Raw genomic sequence first — 17,945 nt, 5'->3', positions numbered from 1 at the left:
AGCCCCTGAGGCGATCGAGTTCGTGCGCAAGCTCAACGCGATCACGCCTCCCGCTGCGGCGTTCGACGCCGCGTTCTCGACCAAGGCCGACTAGGCCCCGACCCGCAGGGTCCCGGATGCACCGGGACCCTCTTCGGCGTGCCTTCGCACGCCCCACATGAAGGAGTGTTCGCATGACCGACGTCCTTGACGTGCTCATCCTGTCGGGTCACATGACCCGCGAGCACGACAACGAGTTCCGCAGCTTCCGTCAGCACAACCAGTGGCTCACGACCCTGCTCGAAGACACCGGACGCTTCCGCGTCCGAGTGGTTGAGGACCCCCGCGGTGTGGGCGCCGAGATCATCGACAAGTACGACGTGGTCATCGTCGTCTTCGAGGGCCGCGACGGCTACCACGAGAAGGCCGTCGGCTTCGGGGCGGAGACGGATGCTGCGCTCCTGAAGTTCGTCCACGACGACGGCAAAGGCATCGTGTGGTTCCACGGCTCCGCCGCACAGGAGGATGACTGGGGCTACCCCGACGAGTACAACGTCATGCGCGGCTCTCGGCTCACCGTTGCCGGGGGACTGCGGCCCCGCCCGTGGGGTGAGGCGCAGCTCGACACCGTCGAGCCGCGGCACGCGATCACCGAGGGCATCAGCGCCCGGTGGGCGGTCACCGGCGACGACATCCTCACCGGCGTCGAGATCGCCGAGAGCGCCCAGGTGCTCCTCACGACGTACGACGACCTCGAGTCGTACGAGAAGGCGCCGATGTGGCCGATGTCGCACTACCCGGTGGCGATGCCGCCGGAGGGCATCGCTGCGCTCCCCGGCATGAACACTGATCAGCCGATCGCCTGGATCAACGAGTACGGCGCCGGCCGGTCGTTCACCATCACGATCGGCCACGACATCGACACGTTCCGCCGCATCGAGTTCATCCGCATGTTCCCGCGCGGCGTCGAATGGGCGGCGACCGGTGAGGTCACCCTCGACGGTCCCGACCGTCGGGGCGAGCGCCGCTTCCTGCCGTGGCCGTACTACAACAAGGAGGGGTGAGCATGACAGCTTCACAGCTGCGCGTCGGGATCTTCGGGACAGGCGGCATCGCCGAGCGGGCCATGGTGGAGCCCTCGACTCTCGTCGAGAGCGTCCAGGTCATCGCGGTGGGATCGCGCGACCCCGAGCGCGCCCGCGCCTTCGCGGACCGGTTCGGCATCGAGGCCGCCGGGGACTACGCGAGCGTCATGACGAACCCCGACGTCGACCTGGTCTATGTGGCCCTGCCGCCCACCGTCCACGCGCGGTGGGCGGTCGCGGCGCTGGATGCCGGCAAGCACGTCCTCTGCGAGAAGCCGCTCTCGGCCAACGGCAAGGACGCGCGCGCGATCGCCGACGCCGCCCGCGCGAACCGCCGGTCGGCGTTCGTCGGCTTCCACTATCGGCTCCACTCGTTCACTCAGCGTCTGCTGGAGGTCATCCGGTCGGGCGTGCTGGGTGCCATCGAGGACGTCGAGATCGACTTCAGCATCCCTCACTTCGTCGTAGGGCCCGGCAATATCCGGCTGAACGGAGATCTCGGCGGCGGAGCGGTGATGGACGTCGGCTGCTATGCCATCGACCTTCTGCGCGCCGCGTTCGGTGAGGCGACCGTGCTGTCGTCGTCTGCCGAGCTGTACGACGACGACCCCCGCGTCGATCTGCAGACCGACTTCGTGCTGTCGTTCGACGACGGCATCACCGCGCGGGTGCGCGCGTCGTTCCTGGGTGACGACGAGGGACGGATGTCGCTGCACATCGTCGGATCCTCGGCGACGCTGCACGCGACCAGCGTGATCGTCCCGCAATGGGGCGCCACGCTGCGCGTCACCGCGGGGGAGGACGTGCTCATCGATGAGAAGGCCGTCGATGGTGAATCGAGCTACGTGGCGCAGCTGCAGCACCTCGTGGAGGTCCTCGGCTCCGGGGCCGCCACGCCGCTGCGCGCCCAGGACGCCGTAGCCACGATGGAACTCGTCGACGACGTCTATCGCGCTGCGGGACTTCAGCCCCGCTGAACACACGACGATGGCTGCCGATCCGCGGATCGGGAGCCATCGTCGTGCTCGTGCAGCGGCGTCAGCGCGCGTGATCGAGCTTGCCGGGCCGCAGTGTGCCCGGGGATGTCGTCTTTCTCCTCCGGTCGAGACAGGTCTCGAGTCGCTGCCCCGCGGGCCGCGTGCCTGTCGCACGAACGACCGCATCTCACGCTCTGACGGATGCTCCCGTCAGCGCGCGGCGCGACAGCGCCAGGTGGGCTCGGGTCATCGTGGCGGCATCCGCGTCCAGCCACTCGTGGCCGCCCCACTCGCTCGTCAGTGTGCCGGCGAAGCCGGTGCGCCGCAGGGCTGCTCCGATGTCGCCGATCGGGCGCGACACCCGCCCTTCGGCGTCGTCGAGGTCCCAGAACTTCAGGTGCACGCCGGCGGTGAGGGGCAGCAGCGGTTCGAGGTCGGCCACCTCCGAGCGACCGAAGCGCACGAGCAGGTTCATGAAGAGCGTGTGGACCGACGGGGGCACTCGTCCCTCGCGGAGCGTCGCGATCACTGCTTCGTGGGTCTCGGGCGCCCGCCATGCGGTGTCGAGACGGTGAAGCAGAGAGTCGTCGACACCACCCCGGCGCAGCTCTTCGAGGTACGACGGCGGCAGCGACGGCATGAGCATGCTGATGTCGATCAGCACCCGGATGCGGGGATCGTCGAGCTCCTGGAGCAGCTCGAGGTTGGCCGCGTTCGCGGGCACGTCGAGGCTCTGCTGCCCCTGGATCTCTTCGTAGAGCACGACGCCGAGGTCGTGGAGCACCGGCTGCGCCAGGCGCAGCAGCTCGGACCCCGTCTGCCCGAAAGGGACGCGCACGCCCCGGGCGCCGAGACGCGCGGCCGCACGCAGCTGCGGCACGAGGAACGCGAGCCGCTCCTCGTCCGTGCGACGGCGCGAGGGCGACGCCCAGTCGTCGAGGCTCGCGCCGACGATCGTCACGGCGCCGCCGGCAGCTGTCAGGCGCTCGCGGAACACGTCGACCTCCGCGTCGGAGGGATCCGGGAACGAGCGCCACACCTGCCCGGCCTCGATCTCGATGGTCGCGGCGACACCCTCGCCGACCACGCCGATCGCGATGTCGGACGCGGAGCGCTCTGCGCGGATGACCTCCGGCGTCCAGTTGAACGCGCTGGCTGAGACGGTCCACTCGCCCGGCAGGTCGCCGCCCGCCGGCACCGCCTGCTCGGCCGGGGTCGCCCTGTCTGCGACCGGGCGGCGAGCGACGGATGCCTCGTCCCGGAGGCCGAGCGCACGATCGGCGCGCAGCGGCAGCGCGAGCGGCCCGGACGGGCCCGCCTGCAGATACGGCACCACGAGCACGAACGACACCGAGACATCGTGCGCGCCGGGCGGCAGCATCCCGACGCCCCGCAGTTCGAGGCGGTCCTGGATGAACCACCATCCCGGCTCGGTGGAGAGGGCGCCCGGTGCGACGTCGCGCCCGTCGAGCCGGGCGGTGACCGAGACGGGGGAGCCGTCGATAGAGACCGCGAGATCGGTGACGGCCGCCAGCGGCATGGACCGGATCCACGGCAGGCTTACGTGCAGCGCGAAGCCGGATTCCGTCGAGACGAGCGCATCGTCCTGCAGCAGCGGCAACGCCATCGTGTTCACTCCCTTGTGCCGGCCGATCGGATCGGCTTCAGACAGGAAGCTACACGCTTTTGTCGTTTTTCGTAAGAAGTTTCCGGGTCTCTGTCACAGAGCTCAGGCGACGGCCTCGAGTGCCCCGCGGATGGCGACGACCGACGGCCTCCCGTCGCTGAACCACCGCGGGAAGGTGACCTCGAAGAGCTGCTCGCGCACCATCTCGACACCGCCGCGCAGCGGCTCGCGCCGGTCGTTGACGGACTGCGCGATCGTCAGATCGCGCGTGGCGAGGGGGAGTGAAAGCTCGTAGACGCGCTGGCGCACCTCGGCCAGCAGCAGCTCGCCGGCGCCGGCCATGGCGCCGCCGATCACGATGACCGACGGGTTGAACATGTTGACGAGCGCGGCGATCGACTCGCCGACGACGCGGGCCGAGCGCTGCACGAGCCGGATCGCGAGGGCGTCGCCGTTCTCGGCCGCGATCGAGATCAGCTCGGGCGTGAGCTCCTCGCCGTCGGCGACGGCGGTGGCGAGCACGCCCGTGGCGCCGGCCTCGATCTCGGCGAGGGCGTCGCGGATCATCGCCCATCCGCCGGCGACGGCTTCGAGGCACCCGATCTTGCCGCAGCGGCAGAGGGCATCCGAATCGCGCACCCGCACGTGGCCGATGTCGCCGGCGGCGCCGTTGACGCCGCGATGGATGCGGCCGTGCGAGAGGAGGCCGGCGCCGATGCCGGAGCCGATCTTGCAGTAGATCAGGTCGAGGCGGTCGTCGTCGCGGCGGGCCCGCTCTCCGAATGTGAGGAGGTTCACGTCGTTGTCGACCCAGACGGGAGCGTCGTAGCGCTGCTCGAAGCGGCGGCGCACGTCGAAGCCGTTCCAGCCGGGCATGATCGGCGGTGCGACAGGACGACCGCTGTCGAAGTCCACCGGGCCGGGCACTCCGACGCCGATGCCCCAGACCGGCACGTCCGGGGTGCGCGCGAGCACCTCGTCGATCATGCTCAGGGCCTTGTCGAGGGTCTCCGCGGGACCGCGGGCGATGTCCCACGGCGAATGCTCCTGATCGATGACGTCGCCGTCGAGGAGTGCGACGCCGACGTGGATGTGGAGCGCGCCGAGTGCGCAGACGACGATGCGCCCGGCGTCGCCGCGGAAGCGGAGGGTGCGCGGTGCGCGGCCCCCCGACGAGGGGCCGAACTCGCCGTCGGCGAGGTAGCCCATCTCGATCGCGTGGTCGACGCGCTGCGTCACGACGCCACGGCCGAGACCGGTCACGCGGCCGATCTCGGGACGGGTGGCGGCCTCACCGGTGCGAACCATGTTGACGATGCGGAGAAGGCTCGTCATCTCGTCGGTCTGTGCGCCGAACCGCAGCGTGGACTCTCTGGCCATGGTCGATTCTTACATAACACTGCACGCTAGACGCGGAAATCGAGACACCTATAGTCAAACGGCTTCACACTTAGGTACGCTTCCAGCCGAAGTAAGGAGGCGACCATGGCGCGTGGTGTGGGCATCATCGGTGCGGGGCCTGGAGTGGCGGCGCTGCATCTTCCGACGCTCGCGCGCGTGGGCGACGCCTTCCGCGTCGTGCACGTCGCCGACGGGGGAAGTGGCCGCTCGGCCGCACTCGCGGCGCGGGTGGGTGCGCGGTCGTCGACGGGTGTCGACGCCATCATGGCGGATCCGGAGGCCGAGGTCGTGGCGATCTGCAGCCCGCCCGCCCAGCATGCGGCGCAGATCATCGCGGCCGTCGCCGCCGGCAAGCGCGCGGTGTTCTGCGAGAAGCCCCTCGGCACGACGGTCGCCGAGGCGGAGGAGGCCGTCGAGGCGTGCCGCCGCGCCGGGGTGCCGCTGATCGTCGGCACGAACCACTACTTCGATCCGGCGTGGGGCCGGGCCAAGCATCACCTCACCGTGTCGGGCGGGCCGGTCGTCTCGATCTCGGTCACGCTCGCGCTGGCGCCCAACGCGCGGTATCACGAGCTCGTCACCGAGCTGCCCGCATCGGCGGCCGCCGGCCGGGGCGCTCCCGACCTGACGCGCGCCGCGGTTGCCGCGGGCGTCGTGCGCCAGCTCCTCACCGGGCTCGCGATCCACGATCTGCCGCTCGTGCGTGATCTGGTCCCGCGCTTCGAGCGCGTCGTCTTCGCGCGGGCGCTGCCCCCGCTCGGGTACGCGGTCGGCTTCGTCGCCGGCGGGGTTCCGGTCCAGCTCACGACGGTGATGCTCCCGGAGGGCGCCGACACGCTCTGGCGCATCGCCGTCGCGACGGCCTCCGACCGGCTCGACGTCAGCTTCCCGCCCCCGTTCGTGCACGCGGGCGGAGCGCGGGTGCGCGTGCGCGCCGCGGACGGCCGCGACACGATCTACGCGCACGATCCCGGCGACGGATACGTCGCGGAGTGGCGCGCCCTCGCGGAGCTGCTCGACGCCGGTCTGCCCGTGGAGTACGACGAACTGCTCGACGACGCCCGCTACGCCCTGCGGCTGGCCGACGCCGCGGCAGAGCTGATCGGAGCCGCAGCATGACGACGCCCGTTCGCACCGACCTCGACGCCTACCGCATCGCGGTGGCCGAGCTGCCCGAGAGCGCGTTGGCAAGCCGCGACACGAAGGGTGCCGTCGCCGTCGTGCGCGGGGGCGACGGGTGGTGGGTGGTGGCCTCTGATGCGATCGCCGCCGGCGCGGCGGCCGTCGTCGTCGCGCAACCCGCCGTCGCCCCGATCGAGGCGCTCGAGGCTCTGGGCTCGCTCGCCGGTGCGACGCCCGTGGTCGTGGAGCGCCCGCTGCTGCGCGCCGACCTGGTCGCCGGAGTGGGCGCTTCGATCGAGGAGCTCCCGGCTCCCGGCGCGCTCGTCGTCGAGTGTCATGCGCCCGCGCGCACCCTCGGTCCGGCGTTGCGCGACGCGATCGGGTGGGCGCGGGTCCTCGCGCGCGCTTCGCTCGCCCCTCTGACGACCGAGTCGTGCGGCGGCCGCGTGCTCGCGCTCCTCGGGTCCACAGAGGGCGCTTCCGTGTCGATCGTCGCCGCCGCGCAGCCGGGCGCGCCGATTCCCGGCCGCATGCGGATCACCACGATGGCCCCGACGCGTGTGGAGATCGACGCCGATCTCGAGACCGTCGCCTGCGTCACGGATGCCGCGGGTCGCGGCATCCTTCCCGCGCTCTTCGAGAGCCCCGAGCGCGTCGCGCTGCGCCGCGCGATCGCGGCGGTCCGCGCGGGCGAGCCGCCGTCCGATCTCGCGGATCTGCGCCATGACACAGCGCTCGCGGCCGCGCTCCTCCCCGCGCCGACGGCATAAACGTCGGTGATCTGAGGGATAGCCGATATGGGATTCCTCGATATGCCCGAGTTCGGCGAAAGTGGTTGACGGGATCACCCCGATGACTCACCGAAAGGGATCGAAGATGATCAAGCTTCTGTCGCATCTGTCGTATGTGGCCATCACGTCGCCGGATGTCGAAGCATCCGTCGACTTCTACGTGAAGCAGGTCGGCCTCACGGTCGTCGACCGCGTCGACGGCGCCGTCTACCTCCGCTGCTGGGGCGACTACTACGCGTACTCGGTCGTGGTCGTGCCGGGTGACGAGCCGGGTCTCGTGACCGCGGCGTGGCGCACGTCGAGCCCCGAGGCGCTGGAGGAGGCCGCGAAGCGCGTCGAGGCCGCCGGCATCCAGGGCGAGTGGATCGACGTCCACAAGATCGGCCGTGCCTATCAGTTCACCGGCCCGTGGGGCCACACGCTGACCCTGCACTGGGACGTCACGCGCCACCACGACACCGAGGGCGACGCCGCGTCGATCTACCCCGACCGCCCCTCGCGTCGCAGCAAGGTCGCGGGCGCCCCGCGCCAGCTCGACCACGTCACGATCGCGACCAGCGACGTCGACGCCTTCGTCCAGTGGTACGTCGACGTGCTCGGCTTCCGCTTCATGGCCCGTACGCAGCTCGACGAAGCGCCGATCTCGGTGTTCTCGGTGCTCACGACGAACGAGAAGTCGCACGACCTGGGCGTCGTCCTCGACGGCTCGACCCGCGCCGGCCGCGTGAACCACTACGCCTTCTGGGTCGACACCCGCGAGGAGCTGCTCATCGCCGCCGACGTGCTCGGCGAGAACGGCTACCCGATCGAGTACGGCCCGTCGATCCACGGCATCGGCGAGCAGAACTTCCTCTACTACCGCGAGCCCTCGAGCCTGCGCATCGAGCTCAACACCGGCGGCTACCGCAACTACGTGCCCGACTGGGAGGCCAACACGTGGAAGCCGTCGCAGGGGTCGAACAACTTCTACCGCAACAGCGCCATGCCGATGTCGATGACGGAGTCGTTCCCGCCCGCCGACGGTCCGTCGGCGACGGAGGAGGGCGTTCCGGATGAGATCAAGGACGCCCTGCTGAACCCGTACGCCAAGCACGGCCAGGGCTGACAGGCTCGAGGGTGGGGATGCGAGAGGCGTTCCCACCCTCGCACCACGTTCCGAACCACGGATCTGGAGAGAACATGACGACGTCGTCACACGGACTGACCGCCCCCTTCGCCCTCGCGCGCTTCCGCGACGGCGATTCCGTGCGTCTCGGGCTCGTCGCCGGCGACCGCATCCGCGCGGTCTCCGACGACGATCTCGGCGCGGCCGGACTCAACGCCTTCCTGGCGCATCCGGATTGGGACCGCCTCCGCGCGCTCGCCGCAGATGAAGGGGGGTGGATGCCGCTGGCCGACGTCGTGCTCACCGCCCCGGTCGAGCCGCGCCAAGTGGTGCAGGCGGGCGCGAACTATCGCGAGCACGTCATCGAGCTGGTCGTGGCGGGCCTCACGCAGGACCCGTCCCGCTCGCCCGAGGAGGCCCGCGAGTTCGCGGCCAAGATGATGGACGGCCGCCGTGCGAACGGCGAGCCGTACTTCTTCCTCGGGCTGCCCACCGTCGTCGTCGGCGACGACGTGCCCCTCGTGCTGCCCGGCTACAGCGAGGTGCACGACTGGGAGCTGGAGCTCGCCGTCGTGATCGGCACCGAGGCGTTCCGCGTCTCCCGCGAGGACGCACTGAATCACGTCGCGGGCTACACGATCGTCAACGACGTCACGACGCGCGACCTCGTCTTCCGCAAGGACATGAAGGAGATCGGCACCGACTGGTTCCGTTCCAAGAACGCCCCCGGCTTCCTTCCGACCGGTCCCTTCCTGGTGCCGGCGCCCTTCGTGGCGGGGGAGGACCTCACGGTGCGACTCGATCTCAACGGCGACACGATGCAGAACGGATCGACGAGCGACCTCCTCTTCGACATCCCGGCGCTCATCTCCGCCGCGTCGCAGACGACGGCGCTGCTGCCCGGCGATCTGCTGCTCACCGGAAGCCCTCCCGGGAACGGCCAGCACTGGAAGAGGTTCCTGCGTGACGGCGACGTCATGACGGGATCCATCTCGGGCCTCGGCACGCAGGTGGTCCGCTGCCTCGCGGAAGGACCGGCGGTATGAGCGCGCCGAGCGAGAACCCCGCCGACCTCGACCGCAACGACCCCGAGGCCGAGATCGCCGCGCGCGCCGAGGCGTTCCGCAACTGGGGCCGCTGGGGTGAGGACGACGTGCTCGGCACGCTCAACTTCATCGATGCCGCCAAGCGGGTCGAGGCCGCCGCCCTCGTGCAGGACGGCGAGGTGATCTCGCTCGCGCAGGCGTTCGACACGAACGGCCCGCAGAAGGGGTGGCGCCGGCGCACCAATCCGGTGCACACGATGACCGACACCGGCACCGACGCCGAGCGCGGCAACCAGGGCTTCCCGCACGGCATCGGCGGCGCCGACGACGTGATCGCGATGCCGCTGCAGTGCTCCACCCAGTGGGACGGGCTCGGCCACATCTTCGACCACGGCAACGCCTGGAACGGCCGGCGTGCGGGCGACGTCGTCACGAGCGACGGCGACCTCGTCACGGGGATCGAGCACGCGGCATCCGTCATCGTCTCGCGGGGGGTGCTGATCGACGTGGGCCGCCATCTCGCGCCCGACACCGGCGAACTCGCCGACGGCTACGCGATCACCGTCGCCGACATCGAGGCGACCATCGCCGCGCAGGGCGCGTCGAGCCGCGTCGGCCGCGGCGACATCGTGCTGGTGCGCACCGGCCAGTACGCCCGCACGCGGCGCGACGGCTGGGGCGACTACGCCGGCGGACCCGCGCCCGGTCTGTCGCTCACCACGGCAGGGTGGCTGCACCGCACCGAGATCGCCGCGATCGCCACCGACACGTGGGGCTTCGAGGTGCGGCCCAACGAGTTCGACGCCCCGGCGTTCCAGCCGCTGCACCAGGTCGTGATCCCGAACATGGGACTCACGATCGGCGAGATGTGGAATCTCGACGCCCTCGCCGACGCGTGCGCCGCGCGCGGGCGCTGGGACTTCCTGCTGTCGGCGGCGCCGCTGCCGATCACGGGGGCGGTCGGCTCGCCGATCAACCCCGTCGCGATTCTGTAATCCCCCCGAAGACAAGAACAGAGAGGTTCTGACATGACCGCAGTGAACAAGGTCGCGATCGCCGGAAGCGGCGTCAGCGGACTCGCCGCCGCCATCCAGCTCGCCAAGGCCGGCGTCGAGGTCGACGTCTTCGAGGCGAAGCCCGAGCTCAGTGCGCTCGGGTCCGGCATCTCGCTGCAGGGCAATGCCCTGCGCGTGTTCGACGCGCTCGGCGCGTGGGACGACATCCGCGCCGCCGGCTACCCCTTCGAGGGACTCAACCTGCGCGCTCCCGGGCCGGGTGCGCCGATCGTCGCCGAGCTTCCCGACGTCAAGACCGGCGGACCCGACTACCCGGCGGCGATGGGGATGCCGCGGCCTGCACTCGCCCGCATCCTCCTCGACCACGCGCAGAAGGCGGGCGCGAACGTCCGCTTCGGAACCAAGGTCACGGGCCTCGAGCAGAGCGGCGACGGGGTCGAGGTCTTCGTCGACGGCGCCTCCGCCGGCTCGTACGACCTGCTGATCGGCGCCGACGGCCTGAACTCCGCCGTCCGCGGGCTCATCGGCATCGAGACCAAGCCCGAGCCGACCGGCATGGGCATCTGGCGCTCGTTCGTCTCGCGGCCCGCCGAGGTCGTCCGCAGCGAGCTGTACTACGGAGGCCCGGTCTACATCGCCGGCTACACCCCGACGGGCGACGACACGATGTACGCGTTCCTCGTCGAGAAGGCGCAGGACCGCTTCGACGTCTCCGACGAGGACGCCACCCGCGTCATGCTCGAGGAGTCCCGCGCCTACGACGGCCCCTGGAACTCGATCCGCGCCGACCTCGAGGGCGGTGCGCACGCGAACTACACGTGGTTCACGAAGCACATCGTCGAGGGGGCGTGGAACCGCGGCCGCGTCGTCCTCATCGGGGACGCCGCGCACTCTTGCCCTCCGACGATCGCGCAGGGCGCGGCGCAGGGCCTCGAGGACGCGCTGGTGCTCACCGAGCTGCTGGCCGGCCGCGATGCGGTCGACGCGGCGCTGTGGGACGAGTTCCACGCGCGTCGGCTGCCGCGGGCCACGGCCGTGGTGGAGGCATCCGTCCAGCTCGGCCAGTGGCAGCTGGACGGCGTCCGGGACGCGGACGTCGCGGGCCTCATGTTCGGCATCGCGCACCAGATGGCGGTTCCCGCATGACTGAGCTCATTTCGGTCAGCGGCGACCAGATGCCGGTTGTCGACGTCCACGCACACCTGCTGCTGCCGGCGCTGCACGCCGAGGTCGAGCGCCGCGCGCCTGAGGAAGTGGCCGCGGCCGCCGACCTCGAGCGCCGGCGCAACGGCGTCGAGAGCCTGCAGGCGTCGGGCGCCATGATCGGCGCCCGCATACCGAAGCTCACCGACGTGCACGCCCGGCTCGCCGCGATGGATGAGCAGGGGGTCGACCGGCAGTGGGTCAGCGTGTCGCCGAACCACTTCTACCCGTGGGCGAACGAGGGGTTGTCGGGCTGGATCGCGGGGGAGACGAACCGGCTCATCGCCGAGCACGTCGCCCAGGCGCCCGACCGCCTCGTCGGCCTCGGCGTCGTGCCCTTGCAGCACCCGGCGCACCTCGTCGAGTACCTCGACGACGCCGTGCTCGGCCGCGGTCTCGCGGGCGTCGAGATCTCGTCGTTCGCCGGTGATGTCGAGCTCTCGGACGAACGTCTCGAGCCGTTCTGGGCGCGCGCCGCCGAGCTCGGCTGCGTGATCTTCCTGCACCCGTTCGGCTGCAGCCTCGACGAGCGCCTCGACCGGTTCTACCTCTCCAACACGGTCGGGCAGCCGACCGAGAACGCCGTTGCTCTCTCGCACCTCATCTTCGCCGGAGTGCTCGACCGGCATCCGGGGCTCAAGATCGTCGTCGCGCACGGCGGGGGCTACCTGCCGTTCGCCATCGGGCGCTCTGACCGCGCGTGGCGCGTGCGCCCCGAGGCGCAGCGCTGCGCGCACGAACCGTCGAGCTACCTGAAGAAGCTGTGGTTCGACACCGTCGTCCACGACCCCATCGCCGTGCGCCACCTCGTCGAGGTCGCCGGGGGCTCGCGCGTCGTGCTCGGCAGCGACTTCCCGTTCGACATGGGGCTCGACGACCCGGTCGCCTTCGTGCGCTCGGCCGATCTTCCGGCCGAGATCACCGACCGCATCCTCGCCGGCAATGCCGCGGAGCTGCTGCGCACGAAGGTCTCCGCATGAGGATCGCCCGCTGGACCGACGGCGCCGGCATCGGCGAGGGGTTCGTCGTCGGCGATCGCGTCGTCCCGTTCCCCGACGGCCAGACGGTCGCCGACATCCTCGCCGGGGGAGTGGATGCTGCGCACGCAGCGTTCGGCCGGGTGAAGGGTGAGCCCGGCACAGCGCTCGCCGACGTGCGCCTGCTGGCGCCGGTGGTCCCGGCCTCCGTCCGTGATTTCGTCGCCTTCGAGGAGCACGTCGAGGGCGTGAGCGCGTCGGTCGACGGCAAGAGCGAGGTCGTGCCCGAGTGGTACCAGGCGCCGACGTTCTACTTCACGAACCCGCACACGATCCTCGGCCCGGACGAGCCCGTCGCCCCTCCGGTCACCGAACGGCTCGACTTCGAGCTGGAGGTCGCCGTCGTCGTCGGCAACGCGCCCGGGGTCGGCGAGGCGAACCTGACGGCGGGGGAGGCGGCCTCCCGCATCTTCGGGTACACGATCATGAACGACTGGTCGGCCCGCGACATCCAATCCCGCGAGATGAAGGTGCGACTGGGGCCGGCGAAGGGCAAGGACTTCGGCACCAGCCTCGGCCCGTGGATCGTGACGGCCGACGAGCTGGAGCAGTACGTCGACGCCGACGGCTTCCTCGTGATCCGCGCCGAGGTGCGCATCAACGGCGAGCTCGTCGGCGAGGACCTCGTGTCGAACATGGGCTGGCCGTTCCCCGAGCTCGTCGCGTACGCGTCGCGCAACTCCCGGGTCGTGCCGGGGGACGTGCTCGGCAGCGGCACGGTCGGAAACGGCGGATGCCTCGGCGAGCTGTGGGGCCGGGGCTCGACGATCCCGTCCCTGCGCGAGGGCGACGAGGTGCGCATGACCGTCGAGGGCATCGGCGAGCTCGTCGGGACCGTGGGTGCGGCAGTGGCGGCGCCGGCGTTGCCCGCTGCGCGCCCCCGCCCCCGCGCGAGGCGGCGCTCCTGATTCTTTAGTTGTTTTACGACTAAAGAATGGCTAGAATCGACAGTGACGTCGGGGCCCACGGAGGCCCGTTCCCTGCGGCGAAGCCGCCCAGGGGCACACCCCGTCGCGTCGATCGCCCGGTCGTACGGGCCAGAACGCGTATGAGCATGTCACCGTGGAGGCTTCGCCTCCTGATCGTCTCCCTCCTGACGGTCGCGATCCTCGGAGCCCTCGACCACACGATCGTGTCGACGTCCCTCGCGACCGTCGCAGGAGAACTCGGAGCCCTCGCCCAGATGGGGTGGGTCGTCGTGGGCTACACGCTGGCGAGCACCGTGCTGCTGCCGGTCCTCGGAAAGCTGGGCGATGCGGTGGGGCCGCGCGCCGTGTTCCTGGTGTCGCTGGTGCTGTTCCTCGTCGCGTCGCTCGCGTGCGGCTTCGCGCAGGACATGCCACAGCTCATCGGCGCGCGCGTCGTGCAGGGCATGAGCTCGGCGGGGCTGCACCTGATGTCGCAGACCATCGTCGCCCGCGTGACCACCCCGCGCGAGCGGCCGCGGTATCTCGCGCTGATCGGCGCCGCCTTCCCCGTCGCGATCCTCATCGGGCCCGTGCTCGGCGGCCTCATCACGGACTACTGGGGCTGGCAGTGGGTGTTCTGGATCAACATCCCGTTCGGCGTCGCCGCGCTCCTGCTCGCCCTCGTCGCCGTGCCCCATCTGCCAGGCTTCGGCCGGCGTCGGTTCGATGTCGGCGGCTCGGTCTCGTTCGCGATCGCGATGGTCGCTCTGGTGCTCGCCGTGACGTGGGTCGGCGATCCCGTGCTGGCGGCAGCATCCGTCGTCGCCTTCGTCGTGGCGGGCATGGCGTTCGCCGCGTTCTTCCTCATCGAGCTGCGGGCGCCCGAACCCCTGGTTCCGCTGCGACTCTTCGCCGACCGCACCATCGCGGTGGGCACGGTGCTGTCGGCCATCATCGGCATCGGGCTGTTCTCGATCACCGCGTATCTGCCGACGTATTTCCAGATGGCCTACCGCACGAGCGCGACGGTGTCGGGTCTCGTGCCGATCGCGACCGTGTTCGGGATGCTGGTGAGCAATCTCGCGACCGGGTGGCTCGTCAGCCGCACCGGCCACTACCGCGTCTACTGCATCGTGGGCACCGCGCTGAGCGCCGCCGGGCTGTTCGTCATGTCGGTCCTCCCGGTGGGCTTGCCGCTATGGGTGCCGATGATCGTCATGGCCGTCGTCGGCGTCGGCACCGGCGCCTTCATGAGTCTCGTCATCGCGGTCGTGCAGAGCGCCGCGCCGCGTCGCGACACCGGCAGCATGACGGCCACCGTGAACCTCGTGCGCCAGGTCGGCTCGACCGTCGCGACCGCGATCATCGGCGGAGTCATCGGCTTCGGCGTCGCGGCGCTGCTCCCATCGTCGCTCGATGCGGCGACGCTGACACCGCAGTTCGTGCACGACGCGTCCGCCGCGGTGCAGAGCCAGGTCGCCGGGATCTACAGCGGCATCTTCACTCCCGTGTTCGCGGCTCTCGCCGTCACCTACGCCGTCGGCGTCGTCGCCGCGGTGCTCCTTCCCGCCGGTCGCCTCTCGGACGAGTCCGAGCCCGCACCGGCACCCAGTTCCGAACCCCTCACCGCGTGACCAGAAGAGGTACCCCATGTCTTCCACCCCCACCGTCGCTGTCGTCGGCTCCGGCCCGATCGGCTCCGCGTACGCCCGCGTCATCCTCGAGGCGAGCCCTGACGCCCGCGTCGTGATGTTCGAGGCCGGCCCGCAGCTCACCGCCGTTCCCGGTGAAAGCGTGCGCAACATCGCCGACCCCGATGAGAAGGCCCGCGCTCGCGAGATGTCGCAGGGGCCGCAGTCTGGCGCCTTCCGCGAGAGTCTGGGCATCCCCGCCGGTGTCGTCGTCGAGGGGATGTTCACGGCCCGGCAGGGGACGCACCTGCTCGACTTCGGCGGGCCGGGATCCGCGCACGCCGCCACCTTCCCCGCGGCGGCGGCCGCGACGAACGTCGGCGGCCAGGGCGCGCACTGGACCTGCGCGATACCGCGTCCGGCCTTCAGTGAGAAGGTCGACTTCATCGGCGACGCCGAGTGGGAGGACCTGATCTCGACGGCCGAGGGACTGCTGCACGCGCAGCAGGCGGCGTTCGCCGATTCGGCCATCGGAACGGCGATCCGCTCGCTCCTGAACGACGAGTTCGGCGCCGAGCTGCCCGCCGGCTACGGCGTGGGCACGCTCCCGGTCGCCGGAGACCCGCAGCCCGACGGTTCCATGGTGTGGGCCGGTGCGAACACGGTGCTGGGACCCCTCATCGAGGCCGGCACCCCCGAGTCGGCGCGGTTCGAGCTGCGCGACCTCACGCTGGTGCGGCGCATCGAGACCGAGGACGGCGTGGCTACCGGCGTCACGATCGAGGATCTCCGCACGAAGGAGGTCTCGTTCTTCCCGGCCGATGTCGTCGTCGTGGCCGCCGACGCGTTCCGCTCTCCGCAGCTGCTCTGGGCCAGCGGCATCCGTCCCCGCGCCCTCGGGCGCTACCTCACCGAGCACCACGTCGTCATCACGACGGTGGCCCTCGACGAGGAGCGCATGAGCGCGCGCATCACGGACGAGGAGTTCACGGCCGAGCTCGCCCGACGCGCCCAGAACGCGGCCGACCCGGTCGCGGCCGTCAACCGGATCCCGTTCTCGGAGCCGGGGCACCCCTTCTCGCTCCAGGTCATGTACGCCGAGAACCCGCCCTTCCAGCTCGACCCCTCGCACCCCGCCGCGGGCAACCGCTGGGGCTACGTGAACATGGGTTACGGCGTGCGCAAGCACCCGCGCGTCGAGGACGGCGTCACCTTCGACGACAGCGAGCTCGACTACCGCGGCTTCCCCAACATGACGATCGAGTACGCGCTGACGGATGCCGAGCAGCCCGAGCTCGACGAGGCCACCGCGCGCGTGCGTCGGGCCGGCGCCGCCCTCGGCGCCTTCGTCGCCGAGCCGCGGCTGCTGCCCAACGGCTCGAGCCTGCACTATATGGGCACCCTGCGGATGGGACCGTCCGACGACGGCACGTCGGTCGCGGATCCGTACTCGCGGGTCTGGGGCTACGACAACCTCGTCGTCGGCGGGAACGCCCTGATCCCGACGGCCAACACCATGAACCCGACGCTCATGAGCGTTGCGATCGCCGTCCGCGGTGCCCGCAAGCTCGTCGAGCAGCTGGATGCCGCGCGGGTCGAGCAGGTCGCCCGATGACCGGGGGAGATGCCGCACTTCGCGCAGGCAATCGCGCGGTGGTCGAGGCGTTCTTCACCTCGAACCTCGGCAATCCGGCCGAGCGGATCGCGCTGTGGCACCCGGACGGGGTGAAGGAGCTGCCGTTCGCGCCGTCCGAGCTGCCCAAGACGCGGTGGGAGGGCCGCGACGACATCGTCGCCAACACGCACGCGAACGCCGGCATGTTCGAGAACGTCGTCCACACCGACCTCGTGATCCACGACTGCGTCGACCCCGGGCTGTTCTTCGTGACGAGTCGGATGGTCGACGAGGCGCGGTTCCTCGGTGAGCCCTACCCGCAGTCGTTCGTGCACCTGATCCGCGTGCAGGACGGCGCGGTGATCCTGCAGCAGGAGTTCTTCGACTCGGAGATCCTCGCGGGCGCCGAGCGCGCAGCGCGGGCGAAGGGCCGCACGCCCCTCGGGTCCTGAGGGGACCGCCGCTCAGGACGTCCACGTCGTGTGCTCTCGCCGAGATGACACGATGCGCGCGCGCCGAACGTGTCGGTTCGGCGAGATCGTGTGACGGTGCCGAATCGTCCCGGCAGACCGGTCAGGCGCCCGCGATGCGGTCGGCCATGAACTTGGTGCCCGCCGACGACGTCGCACCGCCGTCGACGGGGATCTCGGCGCCGGTGAGGTAGGACGCCGCGTCCGACAGCAGGAAGGCCACCGCCTCGGCGACCTCGTCCGCCTGCCCGAGCCGGTCGAGCGGCGTCAGGGCGAGCTGCGCCGCGCGCATCGCCTCGGGCGCGTTCGCGGTCATCGGCGTCTCGATGAAGCCGGGATGAACGACGTTGACACGGATGCCGCGCGCCCCGAGCTCCGTCGCCGCGACGTGGGTGAGACCGCGAAGCCCCCACTTCGACGTCGTGTACGCCACGGGGTAGTGCGCGTTGAGCGCGGCCGACGAGCCGATGTTGACGATCGACGAGCCGGTCCCCATCAGCGGCGCGAGCGCCTGGATGCCGAGCATCGGGCCTGTGAGGTTGACCGCGAGCACCCGGTCCCAGTCCGCACGATCGACCGTGCCCAGCCGCGCGCGATGCGTGATGCCGGCGTTGTTCACGAGGCCGCGGAGCGGTTCGCCGTCGAGTGCTTCCGTCAGGTGGGCGGCGAGTGCGGTCCAGTCGCCCTCGTCCGACACATCGAGCCGCCGGTACTCGACGCCCTCCGTGGGTGAGGCCGGGGCGTCCGTCACATCGGTGGTGATGACGCGCGCTCCCGCTTCCGCCAGCACGCGCGCCTCCGCCGCACCCTGGCCGCCTCCCGCCCCGGTCACGACGATCGTGCCTCCCTCGAGGCCCGGATACCTGGTCATGGACGCGACGCTAGACCACCGCCCAGCCGGCGGGAACCGGCATCCGCTGATGCCGCGCATC

Annotated in this window: 16 protein-coding genes; 13 read left to right on the top strand and 3 right to left on the bottom strand. The window is 70.9% G+C overall.

The genetic code is table 11. From position 1 onward, the window contains the following. Window positions 1-173: 173 nt before the first annotated feature. The gene (locus Q9R33_RS13795; RefSeq protein WP_311294137.1) at window positions 174-1,043 is read left to right on the top strand and encodes a ThuA domain-containing protein; all 870 of its coding nucleotides are present in this window, start codon (window positions 174-176) and stop codon (window positions 1,041-1,043) included. Window positions 1,044-1,045: 2 nt separating this feature from the next. Continuing rightward, entirely contained in the window at window positions 1,046-2,041 is a 996-nt protein-coding gene (locus Q9R33_RS13790) for a Gfo/Idh/MocA family oxidoreductase (protein WP_311294136.1), read from the top strand. A 187-nt stretch (window positions 2,042-2,228) separates the two neighbouring features. On the opposite strand, the gene Q9R33_RS13785 is transcribed toward Q9R33_RS13790, so the two are convergent. Together Q9R33_RS13785 and Q9R33_RS13780 are read right to left on the bottom strand one after the other, a co-directional pair. Next, the gene (locus tag Q9R33_RS13785) at window positions 2,229-3,668 is read right to left on the bottom strand and encodes a hypothetical protein (RefSeq protein ID WP_311294135.1); all 1,440 of its coding nucleotides are present in this window, start codon (window positions 3,666-3,668) and stop codon (window positions 2,229-2,231) included. Between the two features lie 102 nt (window positions 3,669-3,770). Continuing rightward, complete coding sequence (locus Q9R33_RS13780; protein ID WP_056366359.1) at window positions 3,771-5,048, bottom strand: ROK family protein; 1,278 nt, start codon at window positions 5,046-5,048, stop codon at window positions 3,771-3,773. Between the two features lie 105 nt (window positions 5,049-5,153). On the opposite strand from Q9R33_RS13780, the gene Q9R33_RS13775 reads away from it, so the two are divergent. The 11 genes from Q9R33_RS13775 to Q9R33_RS13725 all read left to right on the top strand — a co-directional run bounded on the left by Q9R33_RS13775 (window position 5,154) and on the right by Q9R33_RS13725 (window position 16,995). Next, a complete protein-coding gene (locus Q9R33_RS13775; RefSeq protein ID WP_311294134.1) occupies window positions 5,154-6,188 on the top strand; it encodes a Gfo/Idh/MocA family oxidoreductase in 1,035 nt (344 codons plus the stop codon). After that, entirely contained in the window at window positions 6,185-6,961 is a 777-nt protein-coding gene (locus Q9R33_RS13770; RefSeq protein WP_311294133.1) for a hypothetical protein, read from the top strand. Before Q9R33_RS13775 ends, Q9R33_RS13770 begins: the two co-directional genes overlap by 4 nt. Before the next feature lie 106 nt (window positions 6,962-7,067). Next, entirely contained in the window at window positions 7,068-8,087 is a 1,020-nt protein-coding gene (locus tag Q9R33_RS13765; protein ID WP_045298584.1) for a VOC family protein, read from the top strand. Between the two features lie 74 nt (window positions 8,088-8,161). Continuing rightward, window positions 8,162-9,133 (top strand): fumarylacetoacetate hydrolase family protein, encoded by a 972-nt coding sequence (locus tag Q9R33_RS13760; RefSeq protein WP_311294132.1) that lies wholly within the window; start codon window positions 8,162-8,164, stop codon window positions 9,131-9,133. Beyond that, on the top strand, window positions 9,130-10,128 hold the full coding sequence (locus tag Q9R33_RS13755; protein WP_311294131.1) for a cyclase family protein: 999 nt from the start codon (window positions 9,130-9,132) through the stop codon (window positions 10,126-10,128). The genes Q9R33_RS13760 and Q9R33_RS13755 overlap by 4 nt, the downstream gene beginning before the upstream one ends. 33 nt (window positions 10,129-10,161) lie before the next feature. Next, window positions 10,162-11,295, top strand: a complete 1,134-nt coding sequence (locus Q9R33_RS13750; RefSeq protein ID WP_056366371.1) for an FAD-dependent monooxygenase — start codon at window positions 10,162-10,164, stop codon at window positions 11,293-11,295. Beyond that, on the top strand, window positions 11,292-12,332 hold the full coding sequence (locus tag Q9R33_RS13745; protein WP_056366374.1) for an amidohydrolase family protein: 1,041 nt from the start codon (window positions 11,292-11,294) through the stop codon (window positions 12,330-12,332). The genes Q9R33_RS13750 and Q9R33_RS13745 overlap by 4 nt, the downstream gene beginning before the upstream one ends. Next, complete coding sequence (locus Q9R33_RS13740; RefSeq protein WP_311294130.1) at window positions 12,329-13,297, top strand: fumarylacetoacetate hydrolase family protein; 969 nt, start codon at window positions 12,329-12,331, stop codon at window positions 13,295-13,297. Before Q9R33_RS13745 ends, Q9R33_RS13740 begins: the two co-directional genes overlap by 4 nt. A 140-nt stretch (window positions 13,298-13,437) precedes the next feature. After that, a complete protein-coding gene (locus Q9R33_RS13735; RefSeq protein ID WP_311294129.1) occupies window positions 13,438-14,931 on the top strand; it encodes an MFS transporter in 1,494 nt (497 codons plus the stop codon). A gap of 16 nt (window positions 14,932-14,947) precedes the next feature. Next, window positions 14,948-16,543: a GMC oxidoreductase gene (locus Q9R33_RS13730; protein ID WP_311294128.1), complete on the top strand. Its 1,596-nt coding sequence runs from the start codon at window positions 14,948-14,950 to the stop codon at window positions 16,541-16,543. Continuing rightward, entirely contained in the window at window positions 16,540-16,995 is a 456-nt protein-coding gene (locus Q9R33_RS13725) for a nuclear transport factor 2 family protein (protein ID WP_056366389.1), read from the top strand. Before Q9R33_RS13730 ends, Q9R33_RS13725 begins: the two co-directional genes overlap by 4 nt. Window positions 16,996-17,116: 121 nt before the next feature. Here the strand turns inward: Q9R33_RS13725 and Q9R33_RS13720 are convergent, their stop codons facing one another. Further along, window positions 17,117-17,884: an SDR family oxidoreductase gene (locus Q9R33_RS13720; RefSeq protein WP_311294127.1), complete on the bottom strand. Its 768-nt coding sequence runs from the start codon at window positions 17,882-17,884 to the stop codon at window positions 17,117-17,119. Window positions 17,885-17,945: the final 61 nt, after the last annotated feature.

Source organism: Microbacterium sp. PRC9 (assembly GCF_031844125.1).
Classification (GTDB): Bacteria; Actinomycetota; Actinomycetes; order Actinomycetales; family Microbacteriaceae; genus Microbacterium.
The sequence above is the reverse complement of the archived record's forward strand: the minus strand, read 5'-3'. Positions and strand labels throughout refer to the sequence as shown.